19 protein-coding genes and 5 pseudogenes are annotated in these 25,109 nt (G+C 46.0%); 15 read left to right on the forward strand and 9 right to left on the reverse strand.

Annotation, left to right across the window (positions count from 1 at the left end; genetic code table 11):
- Positions 1-321: 321 nt before the first annotated feature.
- From RID53_RS31880 to RID53_RS31895, 4 genes and pseudogenes are all read right to left on the reverse strand, one after another.
- Positions 322-1,689 (reverse strand): UDP-glucose dehydrogenase family protein, encoded by a 1,368-nt coding sequence (locus RID53_RS31880; RefSeq protein WP_446391919.1) that lies wholly within the window; start codon positions 1,687-1,689, stop codon positions 322-324.
- Positions 1,690-1,783: 94 nt separating this feature from the next.
- A pseudogene (locus RID53_RS31885) lies at positions 1,784-2,419 on the reverse strand (GDP-mannose 4,6-dehydratase); the annotation flags it as partial.
- Between the two features lie 18 nt (positions 2,420-2,437).
- Positions 2,438-3,103, reverse strand: a pseudogene (locus RID53_RS31890) (LAGLIDADG family homing endonuclease); the annotation flags it as partial.
- A gap of 194 nt (positions 3,104-3,297) precedes the next feature.
- Positions 3,298-3,733, reverse strand: a pseudogene (locus RID53_RS31895) (GDP-mannose 4,6-dehydratase); the annotation flags it as partial.
- Positions 3,734-4,208: 475 nt separating this feature from the next.
- On the opposite strand from RID53_RS31895, the gene RID53_RS31900 reads away from it, so the two are divergent.
- The 9 genes and pseudogenes from RID53_RS31900 (at position 4,209) to RID53_RS31940 (ending at position 14,404) form a co-directional block, all read left to right on the forward strand.
- Positions 4,209-6,347, forward strand: a complete 2,139-nt coding sequence (locus tag RID53_RS31900; protein ID WP_446391920.1) for an EAL domain-containing protein — start codon at positions 4,209-4,211, stop codon at positions 6,345-6,347.
- Between the two features lie 236 nt (positions 6,348-6,583).
- Positions 6,584-8,689, forward strand: coding sequence for a glycosyltransferase (locus tag RID53_RS31905; protein ID WP_446391921.1), 2,106 nt, complete (start codon positions 6,584-6,586; stop codon positions 8,687-8,689).
- Positions 8,690-9,022: 333 nt separating this feature from the next.
- On the forward strand, positions 9,023-9,976 hold the full coding sequence (locus RID53_RS31910; RefSeq protein ID WP_446391922.1) for a hypothetical protein: 954 nt from the start codon (positions 9,023-9,025) through the stop codon (positions 9,974-9,976).
- 42 nt (positions 9,977-10,018) lie between these two features.
- The gene (locus RID53_RS31915; RefSeq protein ID WP_446391923.1) at positions 10,019-10,621 is read left to right on the forward strand and encodes a Uma2 family endonuclease; all 603 of its coding nucleotides are present in this window, start codon (positions 10,019-10,021) and stop codon (positions 10,619-10,621) included.
- A gap of 80 nt (positions 10,622-10,701) precedes the next feature.
- Positions 10,702-11,370 carry a PqqD family protein gene (locus tag RID53_RS31920; RefSeq protein ID WP_446391924.1) on the forward strand — a complete coding sequence of 223 codons (669 nt, stop codon included), beginning with the start codon at positions 10,702-10,704 and terminating at the stop codon, positions 11,368-11,370.
- A 15-nt stretch (positions 11,371-11,385) separates the two neighbouring features.
- Positions 11,386-12,951 (forward strand): 2OG-Fe(II) oxygenase, encoded by a 1,566-nt coding sequence (locus RID53_RS31925; protein ID WP_446391925.1) that lies wholly within the window; start codon positions 11,386-11,388, stop codon positions 12,949-12,951.
- A gap of 5 nt (positions 12,952-12,956) precedes the next feature.
- Entirely contained in the window at positions 12,957-14,069 is a 1,113-nt protein-coding gene (locus RID53_RS31930) for a GlcNAc-transferase family protein (RefSeq protein ID WP_446391926.1), read from the forward strand.
- Positions 14,048-14,095 (forward strand): annotated as a pseudogene (locus RID53_RS31935) (hypothetical protein); the annotation flags it as partial. The gene RID53_RS31930 and the pseudogene RID53_RS31935, both read left to right, overlap by 22 nt.
- Positions 14,096-14,116: 21 nt before the next feature.
- Positions 14,117-14,404, forward strand: coding sequence for a hypothetical protein (locus RID53_RS31940; RefSeq protein WP_446391927.1), 288 nt, complete (start codon positions 14,117-14,119; stop codon positions 14,402-14,404).
- Positions 14,405-14,836: 432 nt separating this feature from the next.
- Here the strand turns inward: RID53_RS31940 and RID53_RS31945 are convergent, their stop codons facing one another.
- The 3 genes from RID53_RS31945 to lepA form a co-directional block, all read right to left on the reverse strand.
- Positions 14,837-15,451, reverse strand: a complete 615-nt coding sequence (locus RID53_RS31945; protein ID WP_446391928.1) for a hypothetical protein — start codon at positions 15,449-15,451, stop codon at positions 14,837-14,839.
- Between the two features lie 123 nt (positions 15,452-15,574).
- On the reverse strand, positions 15,575-16,477 hold the full coding sequence (locus RID53_RS31950; protein WP_446391929.1) for a polysaccharide lyase: 903 nt from the start codon (positions 16,475-16,477) through the stop codon (positions 15,575-15,577).
- Positions 16,478-16,746: 269 nt separating this feature from the next.
- On the reverse strand, positions 16,747-18,558 hold the full coding sequence (gene lepA, locus RID53_RS31955) for a translation elongation factor 4 (protein WP_446391930.1): 1,812 nt from the start codon (positions 18,556-18,558) through the stop codon (positions 16,747-16,749).
- A gap of 203 nt (positions 18,559-18,761) precedes the next feature.
- Between lepA and RID53_RS31960 the strand changes: the two genes are divergently transcribed.
- From RID53_RS31960 to RID53_RS31980, 5 genes are all read left to right on the forward strand, one after another.
- Entirely contained in the window at positions 18,762-18,992 is a 231-nt protein-coding gene (locus RID53_RS31960; RefSeq protein WP_446375385.1) for a hypothetical protein, read from the forward strand.
- Between the two features lie 125 nt (positions 18,993-19,117).
- Positions 19,118-20,827 carry a GAF domain-containing sensor histidine kinase gene (locus RID53_RS31965; protein WP_446391931.1) on the forward strand — a complete coding sequence of 570 codons (1,710 nt, stop codon included), beginning with the start codon at positions 19,118-19,120 and terminating at the stop codon, positions 20,825-20,827.
- Positions 20,828-21,083: 256 nt separating this feature from the next.
- Positions 21,084-21,512, forward strand: coding sequence for a hypothetical protein (locus tag RID53_RS31970; protein ID WP_446391932.1), 429 nt, complete (start codon positions 21,084-21,086; stop codon positions 21,510-21,512).
- 214 nt (positions 21,513-21,726) lie between these two features.
- Positions 21,727-22,170, forward strand: a complete 444-nt coding sequence (locus RID53_RS31975) for a DUF2267 domain-containing protein (RefSeq protein WP_446391933.1) — start codon at positions 21,727-21,729, stop codon at positions 22,168-22,170.
- A gap of 41 nt (positions 22,171-22,211) precedes the next feature.
- Positions 22,212-22,832 carry an HPF/RaiA family ribosome-associated protein gene (locus RID53_RS31980; RefSeq protein WP_446391934.1) on the forward strand — a complete coding sequence of 207 codons (621 nt, stop codon included), beginning with the start codon at positions 22,212-22,214 and terminating at the stop codon, positions 22,830-22,832.
- A gap of 213 nt (positions 22,833-23,045) precedes the next feature.
- On the opposite strand, the gene RID53_RS31985 is transcribed toward RID53_RS31980, so the two are convergent.
- Together RID53_RS31985 and RID53_RS31990 are read right to left on the reverse strand one after the other, a co-directional pair.
- Complete coding sequence (locus RID53_RS31985; RefSeq protein ID WP_446391935.1) at positions 23,046-24,311, reverse strand: molybdopterin molybdotransferase MoeA; 1,266 nt, start codon at positions 24,309-24,311, stop codon at positions 23,046-23,048.
- 17 nt (positions 24,312-24,328) lie between these two features.
- Positions 24,329-24,739 (reverse strand): annotated as a pseudogene (locus RID53_RS31990) (CHAT domain-containing protein); the annotation flags it as partial.
- Between the two features lie 144 nt (positions 24,740-24,883).
- Here RID53_RS31990 and RID53_RS31995 point away from each other — a divergent pair.
- The coding region (locus RID53_RS31995; RefSeq protein WP_446391936.1) for an IS607 family transposase at positions 24,884-25,109 on the forward strand (226 nt) is incomplete at its 3' end.

Genomic DNA, 25,109 nt, shown 5'->3' on the forward strand with positions numbered 1-25,109 from the left:
TTAGGGCTTGCTGCACAAGACCGAAACCCTTGGCTACCAAAGCTTTGAGTAGCATGAACATTGGCTCATCTTCAAAGAAAAAGGATAAAACCCTTTCATACCTTTGCACCATTATCAGGGAAAATGTATCATTGCTTCCCCCGCTCCCTCTGCTTCCCCTGCTTCCCCTGCTCCCTACCCCCACCACAATACTTATTCAGCAGCTCCTAATTATGTCCACCTACTTATAACCCAGCACTCTAATCTGCGATTAGAGTGCTGGAGGATGTCACGCGAAGGGAAACAACCAAACCCACCCCTATCAATCAACACTTAGAAAAATTAACGCCCAACTCCGACATAGCGGAACCCCGCACCTTCTAGCACTTTAGGATCAAGGAAATTACGACCATCAATTAAGACGGGATTATGCATCAGCTTCGCCATCTTGCCATAATCCAGACTCTGGAATTGTTCCCAGTCGGTGACTAATACTAAGGCGTCACAGCCATCTGCCAAGCGATCCGGATCACCTTCTACCTGCACACCAGATATACCGTGACTCATCCCACTAGATGAAATAATCGGATCATAAGCTTTAACTTTTGCACCCAATCGGTTGAGATTTTCAATCAGAATCAATGCGGGAGCATCGCGCATATCATCCGTATCCGGCTTAAAGGTTAATCCCAGAAGTCCCACCGTTTTACCTTTAAGGATTTTAAGTTCTTGCTGGAGTTTTTCCACCGCAATTAAGCGCTGACGTTGATTGACACTCACCGCCGCTTTCAACAGTTGAGCATCGAACCCATAATCATCCGCCGTATGAATCAAGGCGGAGACATCCTTAGGAAAGCAGGAACCGCCCCAACCAATCCCGGCTTGCAGAAATTTACCACCAATGCGAGTATCTAAACCAATCCCTTGGGCGACTTGAGTCACATCCGCGCCCACGCGATCGCAGATATTGGCGATTTCGTTAATGAAGCTAATTTTGGTGGCTAAAAAGGAATTGGAGGCATATTTGACCATCTCGGCTGAACTCAAATCCGTCACCACCACCGGAACCGGGGGTAGGGATTTATCTTCAGCGGGTTCACGCTTGACAATCGGCGCATAGAGTTCCTGCATCATAGAAATAGCGCGATCGCTATTACTCCCCAACACGATGCGATCGGGGTTAAAGGTATCATAAATCGCTGATCCTTCCCGCAAAAACTCTGGATTACTCACCACATCAAACTCAACGCTTGTGTCTGTCGTCGTACCTCCAGAGGACTTCTGGTGATCAGCCACACCATCCATGACAATCATGCGTACCCAATCCCCAGAACCAATTGGCACCGTTGACTTATTCACAATCACCTTATAGCCGCCATTCAGGTGATTGCCAATCCCACGGGCGACGGCTTCCACATAGCGAGTATCACTTTCACCATTGGGTAATGCTGGCGTTCCCACTGCAATAAACAAAATCTCGCCATGAGCGACACCCTTCGCCAAATCTGAGGTAAACTCCAAACTGCCCGCTTTACTGCAAGCCTGCATCAGTTCAGATAATCCCGGTTCATAGATGGGCGACTGTCCAGATTTCATTAACTTGACTTTTTCCTCATTGTTATCCACACAGATAACATGGTGTCCGATATGGGCTAAGCACACCCCGGTTACTAAGCCAACATATCCAGTACCAATAACACAAACGCGCATGAGCTGATCCTCTCTGGTAGATGGTAGGACTCAGGGCTATCTAGCGGATTGATTCGTGTGCTAGTAAGTCCCCTTGAGTTAATACTGTAGTCGCTTAACGGGAAACCAGGGAATACCCTTCTTCGGTTAAGCGATCGCGGAAATCTGCTATTGTCGTTTTTAACCCCTCCTGTAAAGGGATCGTCGGTTGCCAACCCAGTAACGTCTTCGCTTTCGTAATATCTGGGCGGCGACGTTGCGGGTCATCTTTCGGTAAGTCCTTAAAGATAATTTCTGCATCCGGATTCACCATATTTTGCACCGCTTGCGCCAGTTGTAAAATCGTATACTCATCCGGATTCCCCAGATTAATCGGTCCGGTATGCTCATTATTCATCAACCGAATTAATCCTTCAACTAAATCCGACACATAACAGAAACTGCGAGTTTGTGAACCCTTGCCATACACCGTTAGGGGTTCACCCTTGAGCGCTTGCACCACAAAATTACTCACCACACGCCCATCATTTTCCAGCATTCGAGATCCGTAGGTATTAAAAATGCGAGCTACCCGAATTTCTACACCATTTTGCAGATGGTAATCAAACGCCAGTGTTTCCGCTACTCGCTTCCCTTCGTCGTAACAGTTGCCGCAAAACGCAACTCGTCCATGGCGACGCACACACACCACATGATTCTGCACATTAACGCAGTAAACATTGCCAGCATATCGAAATGGTTCTGGGGTGACTAAATGAGCGTCTTTCGCTGGTCGAATATTCACCCGATATAAATCACGACCCACCGCATGAGACACAACAGACGCCGCATAGCCGCAACGCATGGCTAATTCTTGGACATCATCAGCCAGTTGTTTGGATTTGGTGTAATAAACATAGCCATCTCCGCGCTGGGAACCATCTCCCATCATTAGCGCCTTAAACAAAATCAGCGACTGACGCTTGGATAACGATAAAAACTGGCGCGGAATATATTTCTCACCCGATTTACCCAGAGGGAGTAAAATTTCTGCCAGTTGTTTACTACAAATCCGAAATTGGTGGTCATCCGATGAGAAAAATTTAAACCCAAGGTTGGTTAAACAGTGGGTGATTTTAGCTCGACCCTCTGGATTTTCTTGGGCAATCAGGATGTTATAGTCAGCCACATCATAGTCACGTCCACCGACAACCCGCCCTCGTCGTCGGACATGAACGCAGCCTTCAGAAATGTAGTAACCGAGGAATTCTAACCAATCATCCATCCGAATTCGCTCAACGCTCACCTTAGCATTTTTCGGTGCAGTTCCCAGTTCAAACCATTCGGGTTCTTCTCCCTGAAATTCACCCCCGGTAGGGACACGCCAAGAATGCCAATGTCGGTCTTCATCTGCACGCAAAAATTGCAATTTTCCGGTTTTACTGCGTACATACATCCAATGATTGGGTGTTACACACAGATCGAATTTAGCATTGGCAAACCGGAGCAAATTGCCCACGTAAGGCTGCACAATATACTCATCTGGGACGTGATACTCGACTTGATTATCGGGATTAAGAGTCGCCACTCGCACCCCTGGCTGTAATTGGGGAAAAGGAACCCAGCCATGTTCCGTTAAAATTTCAGTTTCAGCGTCATAACAACTGCGCGGTCCAATTGGATTAACATTTCCTCGATATTCTTCGGGTTGAGGATGGACTTCCGGATCACCATACACTTCTGAAGTTGAAGCTAATAAAAATCTTGCCCCTATCCGCTTGGCTAACCCCAACATATAGAGGGTACCAATGACATTTGTTTTAATCGTCTTGACAGGATTGTATTGATAGTGTACTGGCGAAGCCGGACAAGCCAGATGGTAAATTTGGTCAACCTCTAACCGAATCGGTTCCGTAATATCGTGACGGATCAGTTCAAAGTAAGGATGATTCAGCCATTTAACGATATTTCGCTTCGTGCCAGTATAGAAGTTATCCAGACAGAGAACTTCATGACCTGCTTCCATTAACCGATCAACAAGATGGGAACCAATAAAACCAGCACCACCTGTAACTAGAATTCTCATAGGTTTTTCCGAATAGAGCGATCGCGTAAGCTTAGTGCGGTAAAGTCTCAAGCTCTACCATGTTACATTGAAACCCAGACTGGCAAGTCTTCGCCATGGTTAAAATCGCTTAATTCCTTTCAGGACGTGAAATTGAGACAAATTCAACGCCCAACCCCTGACAATCGCTCTTGCCTGTGGTTATGATATTGGTTGAACTTTCTTAACACAACTAGATCTTGGGCAAACGAACGCGGTTTAGGGTGCATGATTTGAGCGTTGACGTGCCATACCTCAAGAGTTTTACCTGATTCACAGACAAAACTGCCCAATTTATTTTGGCTCAAAGGTTGTCGCTCGATCCTCACGGATCGAAGTGAGGCTATAACCTGGCACAACGTTGCTGGGAGGTTCCCCTGAGCAATCCTCTGGCAATTTTTCCGCCAGAGATATTAATTCGGTGCTTGATTTGTATCTACCTGCTTGAACTTAATTTATGCTGCTAGAGACCTTACACTCGCCAGAGTCTGTCCTCGCTCAAATGGATACGTTCAGTACCGGGAAATTAGAACTGTGGTTTCAGCCCGTTTATCAAACAGCGACGGGTGCTGTATTACACAATGAAATACTTCTGCGTTGGCGAGACGAAGCCGGAAATCTGCACTTACCCCAGGAATTCTTACCCACGTTGTCGGATAAAGGACAACTGCAAAAGGCTGATCGCGCCGTCATTCGCAAGGCAATAGAACTCTTAGCCGAACAGCCGGATCGATGCCTGTCGATTAATCTTTCGGGAGAGGGATTAAATAACTTTGAACTAATCGAATATATCGAAACCCTCCTGGATCAGTCAGGGGTTGACCCGAAGCAACTGAGTTTTGAGCTAACCGAATCAACCATCGCCAAAGATTTTCCCACAATTCGGGCATTTGTCCGCGAACTCAAAAGTCTCGGTTGTGCAATCATTCTGGATAACTTTGCCAGTCGCGAATTAACGCTGTTCCAATGCCAACAACTGGCGGTTGATTTGGTTAAAGTGGATGGTCAACTGATCCAACGCCTAAAAACGGAACCGAGTAGTCGCGTCTTAACCAAAGCCATTCTCGAAGGCATTCAGGCGCTGAGTCAGGTAGCGGCTAAATTTGTCAGCGATGCGGTTACCCTATCCCTGGTGGAAGAGGTTGGGATTAACTTAGTCCAAGGACACCATCTTAAAACCCCTAGTCCAGCACCCGATTGGACGGAACTGGTTCGCCCAGAGGAGGAACAGGATTCACCCACGGCTGAAGTCCAAAAACCTACTCAATCTTGGCGCTTCCTGGTGGGAACGGGGTTTGTTCTGCTGGGATTAGGTGCAGTCGGTGTGGGGATTGCCTCCATTGGTTATCGCCTCAGCCACTTAGTTGTAGACGGTAGCACGATTAACGGGCGAATTGTGCGGCTACAAGCGCCAACCACGGGTAATATTCAAGCATTTTACGCCCAGCCAGGAGTGGTTGTTAAATCAGGACAACTTCTCGCCCGGATTAGCAAAGAACCCAGTCCCCAAGAACAAGAAGCCCTACTCCGCCTAGAACGCGCCCAAGAACAAGAACAAATCCGCAATCAGCTTGAAAGTCTCGAATTACAAGGACAGATTCAGGTTAATGCAACTCAGCTAGCATCGGCGAAACAGTCCCTAGCATTGCTGAAAACGCAGTTACAGCAGCTTGAACGTCGAGACCAAGCCGTGCGACAAGTGGATGTAGAATTGGGGTTAGATTCGATTAAGGAACAGCAAGCTGTGGTTCAAGCGGCACAGGCAAAAGCCGAAGCTGCCCGATTAGATTATCAACGGTATCAAACTCTATTAGAAGCAGGGGGTGTATCCGCACAGGAAACGGATCAGTTGCGCTTAGTCTGGCAATCGGCACAAGCCGAAGTCAAGCAAGCCCAATCTGTCCTGGATGCGACGCAAAAGGCGGTCAATGCTGCCCAAACAGGTATTGCTCGCAGTAATCGCAATAATATTATGGGCGGGGTTCTGTCCGATCAACGGATTAGTTTGCAGCAGACGATTCAACAGCAATCTGTTGTGGTGAATACGATGGAAGCGCAATTGGCTAAACTCAAGCAGCAGCTAAATAACAGCCAGTCTCTACAAAAAAACGCCCCTTCTCTGGTTAATGATCTCAAACAACTGCAAAGCGAACGGAAAGTACAAAATGTGTCAGCCCCCTTTGCGGGTGTTGTCTACACAGCGGAACGAGAACAAGGCGAACAGGTTAATCAGTTAGAACCAATTGTTACGTTGCTTGATTGCAATAATCTGTGGGTAGAAACCGTGGTTAGTGCTGAACAAGCCAGTTCAATTAATACCGATAAACCTGTGACTGTCGGATTAGCAGGTTATGCCCAAACCGTCAAGGGTGAAATTGACCTGATTCAGCCAATTAGTAATATGCAACAGCTTAATAAGTTGACCCAGGTTCAAGCCCTACAGCCTGCGATTCCACCTAAATTAGTGGGACAACCGTTGACGCGGATTACAGTACGGATTCCACCGCCGCCGCAACATGAGAATTCCCAACAGTTTTGCGGATTGGGACAAGCGGCGAGGCTGACGTTTCCTAAGAAACTTTTTGGTAATCGTTGAATTGGGATTTATATCTCAATTTTTTTTGTCTGGATTCCCTTGATTGTTTACATCTAGTCAAGAAACCGGGTTTCTTTGGGTAAAAGCTTGATATTTCATTGTCATCCTCACGAGAAACCCGGTTTCTAGGAATACTTGACCGACGCTCTAGGTGAGGTGACAAATGATAGTAGTGAAACCCGCCCCTACACATAATTAAAGACGCGCAATGGCACGTCTCTACATCCAAAAACTCTATGACTCGACTATTTCGTTGGCAAAACATCTCGTCCTATCTCAATTGGTTAGCCCTGCTGTGTCTTTCCGCCTTCGGTTTTATTGGTTTCTACCTGCTGCGTAATCCGGAACAATTAAACCTATTAGGCATATCCGGTTTAATTAGTATGGGACTGATCGGTATTTGGCGATGGTCATGGTGGGCGCTGCAAGTGATTCGTTCCCGGATTTACCTACACTGGGTTTTTCCCCGATGGCGCAAACAAGCCGATCGCATCCCCTTGGATAAGTTACCGCCTGTTTGCTTATTAGTCCCAACCTATAAGGAAAAACCCTGGATCACGGAACGAGTTTTCCGGGTAATCGCCCAAGAAGCCCAAAGCCTTTCTCACCCCCTGACACTGCTAGTTACCAGTAGCAGTGATGAGGAAAATGCTGCCATCTTAAAAGTACTGAAATCTGTTGACCCGGAACTCAGTTGTATTCGCCTGATCCAAATGGTGCAGACAGGGGAAGGGAAGCGCAAAGCCATGGCGGATGGATTACGAGAATTAGCGCGTTTAAATCTACCCCAAAATGCCGTTGTTGGTTTAATGGATGGCGATTCTGAACTAACACCTGGAACCTTACGTCGCTGCTTGTCATTTTTCCGCCTATTTCCCAAAATGGGGGCGCTGACAACGGATGAATTACCAATTGTTGAGGGCTCGTATCTGTTTTCTGAATGGTTCCATTTACGCCTATCCCAGCGTCATTATCAAATGTGTTCGGTGTCCCTGTCGCAAAAAGTCATGTGTTTGACGGGACGCTTTTCCCTCTTTCGGGCGGAGGCGGCGCTGCATCCCACATTTGCGGATCAGTTAGAAGTAGATACGTTGGATGATTGGCTGTGGGGACGGTTTAAATTCCTCTCTGGCGACGATAAAACGACGTGGTATTGGCTACTACGCCGGGGTTACGATATGTTGTATATCCCCGATGTGATTGTCTATTCCATTGAGACGATTTCTGGGTCATTAATGGATCGCGCTTACCAGAATATGCGCCGTTGGTATGGGAATATGCTGCGGAACAGCGATCGCGCGATCGGATTGGGTCCAGGTAAGGCGGGATGGTTTATGTGGTACTGTCTGTTGGATCAACGGATTAGTTACTGGACGACTCTGATCACACCGGGTTCATTATCAATTTGTTTAGTTCAAGGGTATTGGTTAGTCGCCGGAGTCATTCTTTGTTGGATTCTTTGTACTCGACCAATCATTTTAACCATCATTTTCTGGGGACGACAATCTCGGCTTAAACCGATTCATTTACCTGTATTTTTAATCGCCCAGTGGAGTTCTTGTATTATCAAAATCTGGACTCAGATGAACCTTGCCCAACAAAAGTGGTCGAACCGAGGTAATCAAAGTATCTCCGCCGCCGGATCGGGTTGGGAACGGTTAGTGAAAGTGAGTGTGTCTCGTTTTCTTTATGTCTCCCAGTTATTTGGTTTTGTGATTATTTTATGTTGGTTTGCTAGCCTTCTCAGTCCCTTACAAGATATGGCAGGTTTATGGTCAAATAGTAGCTGGGCAATGAGTCAATCGGTTCCACCGCAAATTGTTGAGGCGATTGACCATGGAATTATTCCCAATGATGGTCAAGATGATGCCAAATCCCTCCAGGCGTTAATTAATCGATTGTCTGGTGAAGACCCGGTTCAGATTAATTTACCCATTGGTGAAATTGACTTGTTTTATCCCGTTGAAATTAATCGCAGTCACACGATTATTAAAGGGCAAGGGATGCGGCGAACGATTTTACAAGCGCATATTAGTAAACTAGAGACAGAAGCCGTTCTGGTCATTCGCCCCCGTGAATATCCTTTGACCGAAAAAGCGGAGTCTGATCAGAATCGCATTCAAGATATACATTTGAGCGGGTTTACACTTCGGAAAAAATCACCCAACTCAACTGAAAATATATCTGATGTTGGCAGTATACTTTTGGAAAATGCAGTAAAATCATCGCTGAGAAACCTTGATTTAGCAAACAGTAGCAATCGTGCTTTAATTATGCGTCACACTGAGGATGTAACTGTCGAGTATGTGTTGCCAGATACAGCAATAAAGAAAAAGGAATAAAAAGAATATTACTTTCGTATTATTCGAGGTAACTACACAGAATGAATAGTTCTTCAGAAAAGGCACTTGATATTAACTCACTAGGTATTGATGGCGAGTAAAAAGACGTTGCTTGAGATTAACAAAGTTATAGTTTTGAGCCAGTTCCTATCTGTGCTGTTGATCTTTTTGGCGATTAACATGATTTTTGGGGATTTTGACTTGACAAAGTAGCTCAAAACGGTAAGCTAATTAGCAATTGTATATTTTGAATCCTTTCGGTCATCGTTGCTTTTGATTGCATCCATTTGATTGATCGCATCCAATGGACTTCTATCCGATGAAAACCTTGCAATGCCAAGTTTAACCTTAGCGAGTCTGAATCAACCAAGTGAAGAGAACTCTGATTCACTTGAATTGGATTGCCTCAAGTGGGAGGCAGAATTCTCATTTATCAGTTATGGGGTGCGTATTGGCATTCGCGTCAATAAAGCAAAGGTGTTGGAATGCCTTCCTGATTATTTGCCCCCCGGTTGGCAACCTTCCGCCTCACCCGATGTAGATCAACTGTACTCGCTGATTGGTGATGAATCGAATTATCAACTCTGGCGCGATCGCGAGATACTGGCTGAAGCGAGTTTACTGGAAACAATACTGCATACCTTAGACACCGATTTGCGCTTACAGATTGGCATGTTGGTGCAGGACAGATTGTTTGTCCATGCGGGGGTGGTGGGGTGGCGAGGACGAGCGATCGTGATTCCGGGACGCAGTTTTAGTGGTAAAACTACCTTAACGGCGGCGTTGGTACAGGCTGGTGCGACTTATTATTCTGACGAATATGCCGTATTTGACTTGCGGGGATGGGTTCATCCTTATCCCCGGCGCTTGGCAATCCGGGAATGGGAGGGAGAACAGGAGGTAAAACGGCAATGTACCGCCGAGGAACTTGGGGGAACGGTGGGAAGTGAACCCTTACCTGTGGGGTTGGTGGCTCATGTTCAATATCAGCCGAATGTGGTATGGTGTCCCCAAAAGATTTCTGCTGGAGAAGCAGTGTTGGCGCTATTGGATAATGCGATAGTCGCTCGGACTCGACCTGAGTTTGCCCTATCTATTTTACCGAGTGTTGTTTCCGATGCTTTCAGGATTGCCGGGAAGCGGGGGGAAGCTGCAGCAGTGGCGGTAGCGTTGTTGCACCAATTGGATGATTGGATTGAGGATTCCTCAGATATTACACCTGTCGCTTTAACCATCAAACCCGCGAACCTCCCAGAAGAAAAAAGAAAAGAAATGCGATCGCGCTAATATTTAAGTTTTGAGATGGAAGCAAGCAACTGAGGAAAAATAATGACGACGCTGCTCATTCAAACCCAAAATGTCCCCCTGACAGTGAATTTTCCTGCTCTCAAATCGATTAGTGTTGAACAATTCTACGAATTCTGTCTAGCCAATCGCGATTTGAGAATCGAGCGTACTGCCAGTGGGGAAGTGATTATTATGCCACCAGCCTTTTCAGATACAGGGAATCGCAACATGAAAATTGCTCAACAAGTTGCGAACTGGGCAGAACAAGATGGTACGGGTGAAGTGTTTGACTCCAGCGCTGGCTTTACCTTACCCAATGGAGCAACCCGCTCCCCTGATGCTTCATGGATTAAATTAGAGCGCTGGGATGCCTTAAGTGAGGAACAAAAAGCCTCTTTTGCACCGATTTGTCCAGATTTCGTCATTGAGTTACGTTCTCAGAGCGATACCCTTAGTGGATTGCAAGACAAAATGCAGGAATATATTGACAATGGTACATTACTCGGCTTGTTGATCGACCGCAAAAACAGAAATGTTTATATCTACCGCCCCAATCAAGAACCGGAAATCTTGGAGAATCCTGAAACAGTCAGCGGTGAGCCAGTGCTACCAGGATTTGTCTTGCGGATGGCAAAAATTTGGTGATTGACATTTAGGGAGCGCGATCGCAGCCACAAAATTTTCTGGTAAGATGCTGCCAGCCGAATTTTTAGGAGTAAACGAGGATGATACCGTTAGCTAGAACTAACAAATTGCTGATTACCCAAGTCGGTGAAGAAGTTATTGCTTATGACCAAGAACGGGATACGGCACATTGTTTGAATGCGATAGCGGCGAGGGTTTGGCATTACTGTGATGGTCAAAATACTGTTGAGGATATTGCCAAACTGTTATCAGAGGATTTAGAAGTATCGGCAGATGAGGATGTTGATTGGCGCGGATTGGTTTGGTTGACGTTGGAGGAATTGGAGTGTTTTTATCTGATTCAGGAGTATCTATCGCAACCTATAAGTTCAGAGGTTCAGCCAGCCGATGCGTTACGGGTTTCACGGCGGAAGATGATTAAGACGGCGACGTTAGTGGGTGGATTTGCCGTAGGTTCAATGTTTCCTCTAGTTAAGTCGATTGTTGCACCAGCGCCGGGAATGGCAACACCACAATCACCAACACCATCGCCGACTCCATCACCGACTCCCACTCCGACACCAACACCAACCCCAACACCAACCCCCACCCCAACTCCTACATGTGAAGAACGTGGTGGTATGATAATTACCCAAACTTGTACAGTTAACGGACGCCAACTAAGTGCTAGCTGTTGTTTTCCATTTGAAAGATTGCAATGTGGAATCGACGAAAACGGAAAGCCATTTGCAAGATGCGTTAACGCATAAATCTAGAAAAGAAAAATGATAGCTTATTTCAGCACCTTCATTGTCGGTACTGTATTTTTTGTGACCGGAGTAGCTAAGGTTTTTAGTTCAGAAAAATTTATCCATCATAATTATAAATATAATTTGATGCCACCAAAGATTGTCCCTCAAGTGTCAATTACCTTTATCGGGTTTGAGACGGCTTTTGGTGTTGCTCTAATTTTGCATGAATTCCCTAAATGGCTAATTCCTGGCTCAATTATTTTGATAGTAGCTTTATCAATATTAAACTATTGGTCAACGTCTACAGGGCGCACTGACGACGATTGTGGTTGTTATGGTGGAATCGTACTGATTACTCCTCGGCAAAGTTTGCTCTTGAATGTAGGATATATCATTTTACTGATCGCCGCTTGGCTCAGTCTCATCACCAATCATCAGACAGAAACCTGGCAATGGATACTGACATTAATTGTATGGGCATTTACTAGCCTCCTTGCATGGCTATCTAGAAACAAACCCTTAGTAGACTTCTCCCGCCTAAAAACTGGAAACCGCTGGAAACGCCGTTGGCTAAAAGATAGCACCCATGACTTACAACAAGGGTCTCATTTTGTCGTGTTCCTGAGTAAAAACTGTCCCTACTGCAAAAAATGGATACCCTTACTCAATATCATGAACACCCAGAAAGATTTACCCCAAGTCACGGGTATCATGTCCCTCACTCAGGAAGAAATCGAGACATTTAAAAGTGAACAACGGGTACGCTTCCCAGTAGTCTCCATGGATAAGCTGCTATTCGGTTACATGGTGGAAGCCTTACCCACTGCTGTCTTAATTGAAGATGGGAGAATTTCCAGTAAATGGATAGGACGAATACCCGAAGAATTTGTTAATCGTATCAAACAATACTACGAGAAAGCACTCGTCACTAAAACCAAACAGAACGGATTTATTAAATCCCCGGAACCATTCATCCCCTTAAAATTATCCAAAACCACAATTTCCCCAGCACATCATTACCTGCAAATTGATGATTTTCTCCCAACGGAAGAGTGGAACCGCTTGCTTAACTATGCCTTAAACCAACAATCGGCTTTTACCCCAAGCGCCACCTCAACCAATGAACCAGATTATCGTCAGTCGATGATTCTTCACTCATTGCCTGAGTTTTCCGAATTAATGGTCAAGCGAATTCTGTCAATTATTCCCCATCTCCACAGAGAATTAGAGTTAGAGCCATTTATTCCATCTCAAGTTGAAACTCAATTGACCGCCCATAACGATGGAAATTACTACAAAATTCACAACGACAATGGAAGTTGGGAAACCACCAATCGAGAACTCACCTACGTTTACTATTTTTACCGTAAACCCAAGCCCTTTTCGGGCGGAGAATTAGTCATCTACGACACCAAAACCGAGGATAACTCTTATGTGAAAGGCGACTCATTTAAAATTATTGAACCTCGAAACAACAGTCTGATTGTTTTCCCTAGTCGTTACCTTCACGAAGTCCTGCCAGTCCGTTGTCCCTCACAATCCTTTGCTGATAGCCGCTTTACCGTTAATGGCTGGATTCGCAGGTCTCTGTTTAATTGAATACCATGGAAACCATTTTTATTCAAATCGCCGCCTATCGCGATCGCGAACTCATCCCCACAGTCCAAGATGCGATCGCCCAAGCTACCCACCCTGAACGCCTCAGTTTCGGTATTTGCTGGCAATACCAAACTGAGGAAGAGTTAAACTCGATTAATTTACTGAGGCAAATTAACAACTGTCGGATTAAAGCTATCCCAGCTACCCAATCTCGTGGTGCAGGCTGGGCACGGGCAAAAACCCAAAAACTCTGGCAGGGAGAACGTTATACCCTACAAATCGACTCCCACATGCGCTTGGCAACAGGGTGGGATACCCAGCTTATTGAAATGCTTGCTCAATGTCCTAGTGATAAAGCTATTCTCAGTGCCTATCCTCCCGCCTACGAACCGCCCAGAAACTTACTGGGAAACACACCGAGTCGATTAGTAGCCAATAGATTTAATGAATCTGGTATTCTCGGTCTTGTCGCTACAGATGATTTGAGCAACTATTCCAGCCCACAGCCCGGTGCTTTTATTGCTGCTGGATTTGTTTTTTCAGATGCTTTGATCATTAAAGAAGTCCCCTATGACCCCAATATATACTTTCTCGGAGAAGAAGTCCTCTTTTCAGCTAGAGCCTGGACAAGGGGTTGGGATATTTTCCATCCTCATCGTGTCGTCTGCTGGCACTATTACCATAGCAATGGCAAACGCTCCGTACACTGGGCAGATCACCAAGACTGGTGGACTCATAATCAAGTGTCTGAGCAAAGATTCAGACAAATTACAGGGAGTGAATTTTCCTCTAAAAAGTTTAAAGTCTATGGTTTGGGGACAACTCGCACGTTAGCCGAGTATGAAGCTCTTACAGGAATTCATTTTCAACAAAGAAGAAAAGATAACGATTTAGAACTACTCCAACTTGGCGTCAGAACTCAGATAGACTCTCCAACTGCCGATAGAATCAGAACCTTGCTCAAAGAAGACATTGACTGGACATCTCTCATCGACACGGCATATCACCACGGACTCCTGCCACTCTTATACCACAATCTCAATACCATCTGTCCAGAAGCCGTTCCCTCTGCTACATTTGTGACATTGCTCAAGTTATTCGTACTTATCCCAACTTAAATTGGCAAACTCTCATCGAAACTGCCAGGAGATTGGGAAGTTTACGAATGCTCTATTTTGGACTTTTGTTAGCCAGCAACCTCCTGGATACAACCATTCCCCAAGACATTTGGCTCAACATAAAAGCCGACACCGTAGCCCTATCCCTAGCCAACCAAGTCTGCCAGCATCTTTTTGGCAAAGGCAATCGTCAGTCCTCTTTTTTCCGTTACTTACCCACCCCGATCAATATCCGGATTCAACGCTTTATTTTTTATGCCAGAATCCGGGAAAAAATGCAACACAAAACTCAGTACATTGCCGACTTCCTGCGGCGAGAAGTAATACAGCCCTGACTTCGCGATCACACCTGAAGATAAAGTAAGTGAAGTGTTATGACTACTGTAACTTTCCATCACCTTCAGAAAGCAGAGTTTTGTGGAAATAATCGCACTCCCGATAACTGAGATATTGCAGCATTTTCAATCAGCTAGGGTTGCTCTCAATAATATGAGAATCCATCAGAAAGTTTATCCTGGAGTTTCGGAATTATAGCAGTCGCCAGGGTCATTAGGACATTAAGATCAATGCCATGTATTGTCTTGAGCCATGCCTAGTGTCCTAACCGTTGTGGCAGTTGCTAAGCTGTTCGGCATTTAAACCTTAATATCAATAATGGCGCAATCCTTGTAGTGCGTTTAGCGAAGCCATGCCGCAGGCTTTGCATCTTGCTCGCTACTAATACCCAATTTAAATGCATGACAGCTTACACAATCCAACATCCTACCTTAAGACAAATGTTGTTCACATCGCTGAAAAATATAGCGCAGTAAACCTAAAATCTCGTCGAGATGAGCAATTCCATAGAGTAATGTTTCATACACCTCACCTTCAGTTGTTAATTTATAAAACCGCCAACCATCTCCATTGGTAACGATTCCAAATACATCAATCTCCTGCTCGCGTTGGCGATTTTGCCAGGAACACGCTTGCATTTCTACTAAACACTGAGCTAATCCTTGCTCAAAGTCATCTTTTTTGGCTTCAACAATACAGAGATAAGGAGCTTCAATATACGCCTTACGTTCAGCAATCAAGTAATCAACATTTCCTGTGGTTATATCAGAGTCTAGAGCCGCCCCTTTCCATATTTTCAACTTCTTATAGGGTTGTATAGCTTCTTCGCAAATTGCATCAATCACTATTTTTTTAGATTCTTCATACTTTTGTAAGTCAAAACATTGTAATCTAGCCCAGCGTTCTTGGAAAAAGGGACTGGGTATAACAGATTGGCTATCAATATTCCAGAGTAATAATTCAGTGATGCTTAATTGCTTGTAAGCTTCTGTGGTATTAAAACTAGCAAAGTTTTTTTTCTTTCGCTTTTTTGCATTTGACGACATGTCACGCCTTCCTGGTTAAAAAATACGCCGAAAAGGACTTATAGCTGGGGGTGAGGGTTTTAGCTTAGAGTGAATAGCACGCTCAGATGAGGCTGGTGGGCAATGCCCACCCTACCTTTTGTGCTATTCGTTCACCTCTGAAACTGAGAAATCAGCAAAATCGACATACACATCTTTCGGAGTTGCCCAAGACGGATCACCACCGCCAAAAAAGGTGGAGAAAAATATACCATCAATTTTCAGGTCTTCAACGGTGCGAAATGTCAATCCTTGTTCATCTAAAACCATATTGCCATCCAACCAAACTTTAACCCGACCATTGGCTTGACCTGGTTCATTAAGGACAACTTCTTGCTCAATATGATGCCAAGTTCCAGGGATAAATTGCCAATTCCCCCGACCAATTGATGTGCCGTATTCGTCACTGGTGGGTAGATAGGCATACAGTTCCCCATCGCCATTGCGTCTCCACATAAAGCGCGTCGAAAATCCATCGGTTCCATCAGGCGTTGTCCCGCCACTAGCACCGTCACCGCCGTACAGTCCCGGCAATTTCCCCCCCTTCACAAAGTCAAAGTCGTCGGAAAAACGAACATAATAACTCAAGCGCAGGGAGTCTTTAGCGGGTAAACCTAAATCCGCATAAAACTGCGTACCTCCTAAGGGGGCATCATTTTTTCGAGAAACTGTAGGGCTAGCTGAACCCGCCGGATAGTTTACCCGCAGCACTTGAGCAAATCTGCCGTCGGCATCTTTAATCACTTCACTATTTTCTAAACCCCATTGTTTCTCACTTTTAAACTGCCAAGATTGCTGCCAATCCGTTGCGGCAAAGCTATCTGACCAAAGCGGGGTAACATCAGTGTTAGAGGCTACATCTTGACTGGTTTCTGTGGAATTGCTTAAAGCAGAAGAGGACTCTATTTCATTTGAAGCAGTCTGAGCGCAACTATTCAGCATGATGACTAAAAAAGCTGCACTTAAGAATTGACCTGAAGCGGTTAGATGCTTAAATTTGATTGACATGGGTTTGGCTTAAACGTGCGGGATAGCGTAGAGTTTTGAGCATTTTCATCTTGATGCACCCTCAACCATCCAATTTAATCCTTGCTCTCTGCTTTTGTCAGCCCTTGACTGAAGAAAGGCAGATGGCAGATGGCAAGGTGATAAGGAATAAGGAAATCATCACTGTTTAGATAGACCTCAATACTCCTCGGATACGCTCTAATTTAATTGCTTCTCCCCCAGCTTCCAGACGCGCCATGGCGCGTCTCTACATCGCTTCCCCATCTCCCCTACTGGGGTTCAAGGCGCAAGACTGCCATAAATGCTTCCTGAGGCACATCAACTGTACCTAAAGACTTCATCCGCTTTTTCCCTTTTGCCTGCTTCTGCAACAATTTTTTCTTGCGGCTAATATCCCCGCCGTAACATTTAGCTAGTACGTCTTTCCGCAGTGCGGGAATATGCTCACTAGCAATGACCCGACTCCCAATTGAGGCTTGCAGGGGAATTTTAAATTGGTGACGGGGAATCAATTCTCGGAGTTTTTCGACTAACGCCCGACCAACACTGTAAGCTTTATCCCGGTGAACAATCATTGCCAGGGAATCGACTGGATCACCATTAATTAACACATCAAGACGGACGAGCGTGTTTTCTCGATACCCGATAAGCTGATATTCCATACTGGCATAACCGCGCGATCGCGACTTGAGTTGGTCAAAAAAGTCAGTCACGACTTCCGCCAAAGGTAATTCATACACCAAGGTGGTTCGCCCTTGGGTTAAATACCGCATATCTTTAAACTCACCCCGCCGCGTTTGGCACAGTTCCATCAGCGTCCCCACATAAGTTTCTGGGGTAATCATCTCGATGCGAACATAAGGTTCTTCAATTTTCTCCCGCTGCTGGGGTGGAGGGAGTAAGCTGGGGTTGTCGATTTCCAACACCTCCCCATCGATATTGGTAACTCGATAGACCACCGACGGGGCGGTAATAATTAAATCTAAATCATACTCCCGTTCTAATCGCTCCTGGACAATTTCCATGTGCAATAAGCCCAAGAAACCACACCGGAAACCAAACCCCATGGCGCTGGAGGTTTCCGGTTCATAGTTGAGAGCCGAATCATTGAGTTTGAGACGGTTTAGAGCTTCGCGTAAATCTTCGTACTGATCCGCGTCGGTGGGGAATAAGCCACAGAACACCATGGGTTTGGCTTCCTTATAACCCGGTAAGGGGTTCTCCGCTGGTTCAGTCGCTAGGGTAATTGTATCGCCGACACGGGCATCTTCTACGGTTTTAATCGCCGCTGCTATATATCCCACTTCTCCGGCGTGGAGTTGCTCAACCTGGATTTGTGTTGGTGATAGTACGCCCAGTTCATCAATTTCATATTCTTTTTTGGATGCCATCAGGCGAACTTTATCCCCGGTTTTCACCGTACCATCCATCACCCGGAAATAGACGATGACGCCTCGGTAGGGGTCATAGTAGCTATCAAAAATCAAGGCTCGCAGGGGCTGATCGATGGTGTCTTGGGGAGGAGGAACCAAATGCACGATGGATTCTAAAATCTCATCCACACCAACACCCTCCTTTGCCGATGCGAGGATGGCTCCGCTACAATCGAGACCAATGACCTCTTCGATTTCTGAGATCACTCGTTCGGGTTCTGCTCCTGGGAGGTCAATCTTATTCAGAACCGGAATGATTTCCAGGTCATGCTCCAAGGCTAAATAAACATTTGCCAGAGTTTGAGCCTCAACCCCCTGAGAGGCGTCTACCACGAGCAATGCGCCCTCGCAAGCGACAAGCGATCGCGAGACTTCATAAGAGAAATCCACATGACCCGGGGTGTCAATCAAATTGAGAACGTATTGCTCACCATCTCGCCCCTGATAGTTCATGCGAGCGGCTTGCAGTTTAATGGTAATCCCGCGCTCCCGTTCCAATTCCATGTTGTCCAGGAACTGTTCCTTCATCTGGCGATCGCTCACCGTACCGGTTGTCTGCAGGAGGCGATCGGCTAAAGTGGATTTACCATGATCAATATGAGCAATGATGGAAAAATTGCGAATGCGAGAGACAGGAACATCAGTCATAAAATTATCGGGTGACAAAAAAAATCGGCAACACGGAATGGATGGCTCTTAATGTATTTTAATGTTTCTTCCCAAAAAGGGGACAATACTCCTGATACTCTAACTCCAGAGAACCTTTTTGGGCTAAGTACGTCACGAATCTCAGGTGGCAAGAGAGCAAGTTGTCGTAAAATGTAGTGTAGGGGAAGACCAAAACGCTGAAAATGAATAATCATGCCGTCCATCGAGAGCATTCAACAGACAAGGAAGAAATCTCCATCCTCATGGATGCTCAACTGTTAGACCAAATCAAACACTTAACCAATGATCCGTCTAAGGTGATAGAAACAGCCATTCGTCAATGGCTAAGAGGAGAGCGCGATCGCGATGATGAGCTAACCCGCACCTTGAGACGAAATCCACCAGTACCGCCACGAGGCGAATGGAACGATTGAGAGCCAAGAGGTTCGTCGCTTTATTCTTTCGCCTGAGGCTCCAGGGCGTTAAGGGGTTGCATTTATGTCTGTCTTGGTGCGAGCGCTAATCCTTTCGCTGCTTGTAGTTTCCAGGTTTCTTGTAGATGATTGCTCCTGCTGATTTCCACCATCCTCGATTCGGGTATACCACTATGCAATCTACTACTGCACAAGGCAAGTCAAGCTTTTTGCAGGAGTTAGAGGTTGAGCTGATGTGTAGCCAAGATGCATCAGGTCAGTATCACTCCTTTTATTGGCGACAAGCCGAGCAGCATGATTTAACTCAAGAACAGGTTATTGGGGTTCCCCTCAACGAAACCTTTCATCCCATTGCTCTAGATGCTTATCGGGATCGAATCCAGCGGATTCTAGACAACCGCACCCCAGAACGCTGTATCCACGACTTCTGCTATGGCGATCACGTTTTTCCCTTTGAACTGGTGATCAGCCCAATTTTACAAGCAGACGGTCAGGCGACTCAGGTTTGGGTGATAGGTCATCTATTACCTGAGGGTTCGGTGCAAAAAGTGATCGATTCGCTGGTACCGTTAAGTGTCGATCCGAATCAAAAACTGCTGACCCAAATTGCCCGCCGGATTCGCCGGACGTTAGACTTAGATACAATCTGGCAACAAACGGTAGACAGTTTAGGCAAAGCTCTACAAGTCAGTCGCTGTATTATCTGTTCCTACAAACCCGACTATACGGATGTCAAGGTGGAAGCGGAGTATCGCCAAGACTCATTAGAGGAAATGTTGGGGATGACGCTGGAACTGGAGTCGGAACTGATAATGAAACAAGCGATGTGGAGTTCCGAACCCGTTGTAGTTGACCAAATCGTCCCGAGTCGGTTTCAGGAAAAATCCCTGCTGGTGGTTTCCACGTCATATAAAGATGAACCCAATGGCTTAATTAGTTTACAACAGTGCGATCGCCACCGTCCGTGGAGTGATGCGGAAATTGAGCTAGTGCGGGAGTTAGCCGAACAAGTGGGAACCGCGATCGCTCATGGTACGCTCTATAAAGAACTGGAACTAGCCAGAGAACAAGCCGAAGAAGTGTCTCGCCTCAAGAGTGAATTTCTTGCTAGCACGTCTCACGAATTGCGGACGCCCCTAAATGGGATGATTGGCTTTCTCAAGCTGATTCTGGAAGGGATGGCGGATGATCCTGAAGAACAGCGCGAGTTTATCCAGGAAGCCCATAATAGCGCCTTACATCTGCTCAACATCATCAACGATATCTTAGATATCGCCAAGATTGAAGCCGGAAAAATGGAGCTGGAGTTTAGTCCAGTTGAGTTAGAGTATCTATTTAATAAGGTCTATGATTTTACCGCTCAGCAAGCTCATCATAAAAACTTGAGCTTCACCCTGGAAATTCCCGCCGTCTACGATGGCATTGTTATGTATGGGAACTATCAACGGTTACTCCAGGTGATGCTAAATCTGGTGGGGAATGCGATTAAATTTACCGATGAAGGGGGAATTACCATCAGCGCCGAAGTCATTCGCAAGAAAGTCCATTTCCAAGGACAGGAATTTCCCGGACATGTGAAAGTGCGGGTTGCGGATACAGGAATTGGGGTTTCCTTGGATAAGCAGGACAAACTCTTCCAATCCTTTAGCCAGGTGCATGGTGGACTCAATCGTCCTTACGGGGGAACCGGGTTAGGGTTAGCCATTTCCCAAAAGCTAGTGGAAACCATGGGCGGTGTCGTACATTTCTTTAGCATGGGGGAAAACTTAGGTTCAACTGTGACATTTACTGTACCCCTTTATCAAGAACCCGTGATGGTGTCGCGCACAGATTGATCGGGTAGCTGAAGGATGTTTTATCTTATTCAGTCAGCTTTTGCCGACTGGAGCTTTCAGCCTTGAGTTTACATCAAAGGCTGTTGAATATTCAAAAAGTTAGGGGAATCCCCTAAGTCTGATACCTTCCCCTAACTGTTTATTTGAGATAATCACTACCATCCAGCCTCTAGAGGATACGGTTGGCATAAGGAAAGTTCTGCCAACTATTCTGAACTCAACGTAAGCGATTAGAGTTGAGTCAGGAACATTATCTATGAATACTCAGGCTGGCATAGTATTAAACCTAATTCTTTGGGGAACGGTTTTGAGTCAGCCTGTCATTGGCATTCAACCTCATCAACGTTTCCTGATGTTATCATTTTACCCTCAAGCTGGACAGGATTTATTATTAACCCAAAAAAACGTCATCCAAGTAGGCGAACCCCCACTCAATCCAGGTTCTCCCGATGAACGGATACCAGCAGGAACCCACAAGAGCAATAGTTTGGCTGTTTCGCCAACACGGAAGGATTTGGCAAGAGTGGAAGAGGAACCGACTCCACCAAAAGAGCAGATACCAGGGGGTAGTCGGTGGATTGCGATACTACGAAATGTGAACAAGCATCAAATCCTGGGGGTTCCCTGTTTCCTGTTGCCTGTTCCCTCGCCTCACCACAACTCTTATTCAGCAACCCCTACTTAAACTTAAATCAATCTTAAGGAAGAGGCAAATGCAGCGACAATTTTTTAATAAAAATCATCCGATATTTCTAGGACAAATCTACGTAATTCGATAGAAAACCTGAACCCGATCACTTTGTTAATCTGATCACAGTGGTGTTACAGAGGTTCACAGCAATAAAAACCTCTGGCATCCGATGAAAATAACATAAATAAAAGGAGGAATAATAATAGTTATGTCTATGACAGGATTACCAGCATTTGACACCACCGTTCAAAAGAGCAACACTTGGGTCAATGACGTAGCCAAAGAATTGGGCTGGGAGGATAAACACAGAGCATTCCAGGGATTGCGTGTCACCTTGCACGCTTTGCGCGATCGCTTGACGGTAGACGAAGCGGCTCAATTGGCTGTTCAGTTGCCCATCCTACTGACTGGGTTTTACTACGAAGACTGGAAACCGGCAACCAACCCCAGTAAGGAACGCACTAAAGACCAATTCTTGAGCCACATCAGCGATTACTTCCAAACCATTGAACCGAACATTGATGCTGAGGCGATCGCACGCGCTGTTTTCAAGCTTATGTCTAACCGTGTTTCCACGGGTGAAATCGAAGATATCACCGGCATTCTACCCGCCGAGATTAAAGAACTTTGGCCCCAAGCAGTCCGTGCGTAATTGTAAATAGCAGCAATAGCTGAATTGAGGACTGATAATTTATGCAACTTCCCTTAGAAATTTCCTATCGGGATGTACAAAAAACCGACGCGCTGGATGCATTAGTCCAGGAAAAAGTTGGTAAGTTAGAGCAGGTTTGCGACCACATTAATAGTTGCCGCATTGCCATTGAACAGGCACATAAGCAACCAAATAGCGGTTCTCCCTATCGGGTGCGAATCGATATGACAGTACCACCAGGTCACGAACTTGCCGTAGTCGAAAATCCGGGAGAAGGAACGCAGTACCAGCCCGTAGAAACCGTAATACGCAACGCCTTTGAGTCGGCACGTCGCCAGCTTATCGAACTTAGCGAACGGCAACGGAATGAGGTCAAAACTCATCCGACTCAGGAAATGACAGCAATAGTGACCAAGTTATTTCCCGAGGAAGGGTACGGCTTTCTCAAAACCGTGGAGGGTCAGGAAGTCTATTTCCACCGCAATAGTGTCCTCCATGATGACTTTGACCGCTTAAGTATCGGTACAGGTGTGCGCTTCTTTGCCGAGGAAGGTGAACAAGGACTGCAAGCCAGTACCGTGCAGATTGTGAACAAGCCGGGTGAGCAGATTTCCAAAGTTGATGAATTGGAAATTGAACAGCCCCTCGGTTGGAACAAATAAATTAGCACTTGTGTAGGGGTGGGTTTCACGATTATCGTTTCTGACATCACAACAGATGCGACTAAACCCGCCCCGACCGATGAGTTCCAGACGTAGCAAGCTACGTCTGGAACTCAGCTATCATACATTTAAATTGGGTATTAGTAGCGAGCAAGATGCTCGCACTACAAGGATTACGCCATTATTGATATTAAGGTTTAAATGTCGAACAGCTTAGCCTACCGACAAAACTTGCACCGTTTCTCCGGCTGAAATTAAAGTTTGACCCACGGGTACAACCGCCAGACCTGTGGTTTGAGCTAAGTTAATTAAATTCCCCGAACTGTGACTCCCACCCGCCAGATTGAATTCATAGTTTCCCTCAACTAATTGAAGCTGACCCCACAAATAGGATTCTCGACGCCCATCGGATTTAAGTTCGCTACGGGAGATGGCGTTGATAAATCTGGGCTTCCATTGTTGCGTTGGTAAACCAGACAGCTTTTTCATCACAGGTTGCACAAATCGCCAACAACTGACTAAAGCCGAGACTGGATTTCCGGGGAGACCAAAATATAAGACTGGATGCGATGAGCCTTTTTTATTCCCCTGACTCGGAGGCGGAAACGCCGCCACGGTTAAGGGTTTACCGGGTTTAACCGCAACCGAACGGATGTGAATCTCCGCATTCAGTTGGGCTAAGATTTCATCTACATAGTCATACTCGCCCACAGAGACGCCACCTGTAGACAGAACCATATCGGCAGCTAGAATCGCTTGGGCAATGGCTTGCTTCAGGGCGTCCGGTTGATCACGGACAATCCCCTGTACCTGAGGGATTCCGCCACAGAGAGTCACCCAAGCGGCTAAGGCGTATTGGTTGGAATCGACAATTTGACCCGGTTGCAAGGGTTGGTACGGCGTAACCAGTTCATTCCCCGTGGAGAGAATCGCAACTTTGGGACGGCGATAGACGGTGAGTTCCGTACATTGGGCGGCGGCGAGGACAGCAATTTCTGGCGCACCTAGTTGAATTCCTGATTCTAAGAGGGGGTCTCCAGCCCGGTAAAAAGATGCCTGATGACGCACAAAGCCTTGCGGTTTGGGGACTTGTAAGATTAAAACTTGGTTATCCCGGCGCTGGGTATGTTCCTGCATTACCACTGTATCTGCTCCCTGGGGCATACAGGCACCGGTGAAGATACGCGCCGCTTGTCCGGGTGCAATGGTTTTTTGTGGTTGATAGCCAGCGGGAATCTCTTCAACTATGTTTAAACTGATTGGTTGCTGTTCACTCGCTGACTGCACATCCGCATAGCGTACTGCATAACCATCCATCGCCGAATTATCCCAGTGGGGAAAATCTAATTGGCTGGTTACAGGAGACGCCAAAATGCGACCTGTGGCGGCGGATAGGTCGATGATTTCGCTATCTAACTCAGGGTCTAAAGGTTGGACGAGATCTAAGATAATGGATTCGGCTTGGTTAACGGGTAGCATGGGACAAGAATAATGCGTTATTCGGCTTCTCCAATCAGTGTAAAGGCTGCCCAGTCTCTAGGATGAGGATGTTTTGCCATGGTCGTCAGCATGGCTTGTCGCAGCGCTTGGGCTTTGTCAGGATTGTTTTGTAGATTTTGATAAAATTCCTGCATCAGGGAGACTGTAGGAGCATCTGGCACTGTCCACAGGGATACAATCACACTGGGTACACCTGCCGAAATAAGGAAGCGGGATAAACCAATGACGCCATCCCCGGTAATTCGACCTTGACCCGTATTGCAGGCGCTGAGGACAACCAATTCGGCGTTGAGATTCATGGTGAGGATTTCATCAGCTGTAAGTAAGCCGTTATCGTTATTAGAAGGAGCTAGTGCGATCGCACTCCCTAATCCCCAGATATCATCGAGTATGCCGTGGGTAGCTAGAGCGTCGGTTCAGTAACCAAATTTCGTGGTCACGCCTAAGTAAAAAGCCTGCCCGACAAGCGAAGCGAAGACACCGGAGATTTGGTATTGTAAAGTTTCAATAACAATATAGTCAGATATAGTCATGTTTGGTAATATATAAACATGAAACTATCAGACTATGCCAAAAAAGCAGGAATCAGTTATCGAACTGCCTGGAGGTGGTGGAAACAAGGAAATTTGCCAGGTCATCAATTGCCGTCTGGTACGATTATCATAACTTCGGAGGCGATTGAGGACAACTTGAAACCTGACTTGATAGCTTGTATTTATGCAAGAGTTTCCAGCGCCCAAAACAAAGATAATCTAGATCGACAAGCAGAGCGGTTAA

Source organism: Coleofasciculus sp. B1-GNL1-01 (assembly GCF_040220235.1).
In the GTDB taxonomy this organism is placed as follows: Bacteria; Cyanobacteriota; Cyanobacteriia; order Cyanobacteriales; family Coleofasciculaceae; genus Coleofasciculus.

Excerpts from the sequence above, each read along its gene's own strand:
- RID53_RS31970 (WP_446391932.1), top strand. The coding sequence starts at position 21,084 with ATGAATACTCAGGCTGGCATAGTATTAAACCTAATTCTTTGGGGAACG.
- RID53_RS31880 (WP_446391919.1), bottom strand. The coding sequence starts at position 1,689 with ATGCGCGTTTGTGTTATTGGTACTGGATATGTTGGCTTAGTAACCGGG.
- RID53_RS31965 (WP_446391931.1), top strand. The coding sequence starts at position 19,118 with ATGATTGCTCCTGCTGATTTCCACCATCCTCGATTCGGGTATACCACT.
- RID53_RS31900 (WP_446391920.1), top strand. The coding sequence starts at position 4,209 with ATGCTGCTAGAGACCTTACACTCGCCAGAGTCTGTCCTCGCTCAAATG.
- RID53_RS31945 (WP_446391928.1), bottom strand. The coding sequence starts at position 15,451 with ATGTCGTCAAATGCAAAAAAGCGAAAGAAAAAAAACTTTGCTAGTTTT.
- RID53_RS31905 (WP_446391921.1), top strand. The coding sequence starts at position 6,584 with ATGACTCGACTATTTCGTTGGCAAAACATCTCGTCCTATCTCAATTGG.
- RID53_RS31985 (WP_446391935.1), bottom strand. The coding sequence starts at position 24,311 with ATGCTACCCGTTAACCAAGCCGAATCCATTATCTTAGATCTCGTCCAA.
- RID53_RS31960 (WP_446375385.1), top strand. The coding sequence starts at position 18,762 with ATGAATAATCATGCCGTCCATCGAGAGCATTCAACAGACAAGGAAGAA.
- lepA (WP_446391930.1), bottom strand. The coding sequence starts at position 18,558 with ATGACTGATGTTCCTGTCTCTCGCATTCGCAATTTTTCCATCATTGCT.
- RID53_RS31930 (WP_446391926.1), top strand. The coding sequence starts at position 12,957 with ATGGAAACCATTTTTATTCAAATCGCCGCCTATCGCGATCGCGAACTC.
- RID53_RS31950 (WP_446391929.1), bottom strand. The coding sequence starts at position 16,477 with ATGTCAATCAAATTTAAGCATCTAACCGCTTCAGGTCAATTCTTAAGT.
- RID53_RS31925 (WP_446391925.1), top strand. The coding sequence starts at position 11,386 with ATGATAGCTTATTTCAGCACCTTCATTGTCGGTACTGTATTTTTTGTG.
- RID53_RS31920 (WP_446391924.1), top strand. The coding sequence starts at position 10,702 with ATGATACCGTTAGCTAGAACTAACAAATTGCTGATTACCCAAGTCGGT.
- RID53_RS31910 (WP_446391922.1), top strand. The coding sequence starts at position 9,023 with ATGCCAAGTTTAACCTTAGCGAGTCTGAATCAACCAAGTGAAGAGAAC.
- RID53_RS31980 (WP_446391934.1), top strand. The coding sequence starts at position 22,212 with ATGCAACTTCCCTTAGAAATTTCCTATCGGGATGTACAAAAAACCGAC.
- RID53_RS31940 (WP_446391927.1), top strand. The coding sequence starts at position 14,117 with ATGCTCTATTTTGGACTTTTGTTAGCCAGCAACCTCCTGGATACAACC.
- RID53_RS31975 (WP_446391933.1), top strand. The coding sequence starts at position 21,727 with ATGTCTATGACAGGATTACCAGCATTTGACACCACCGTTCAAAAGAGC.
- RID53_RS31915 (WP_446391923.1), top strand. The coding sequence starts at position 10,019 with ATGACGACGCTGCTCATTCAAACCCAAAATGTCCCCCTGACAGTGAAT.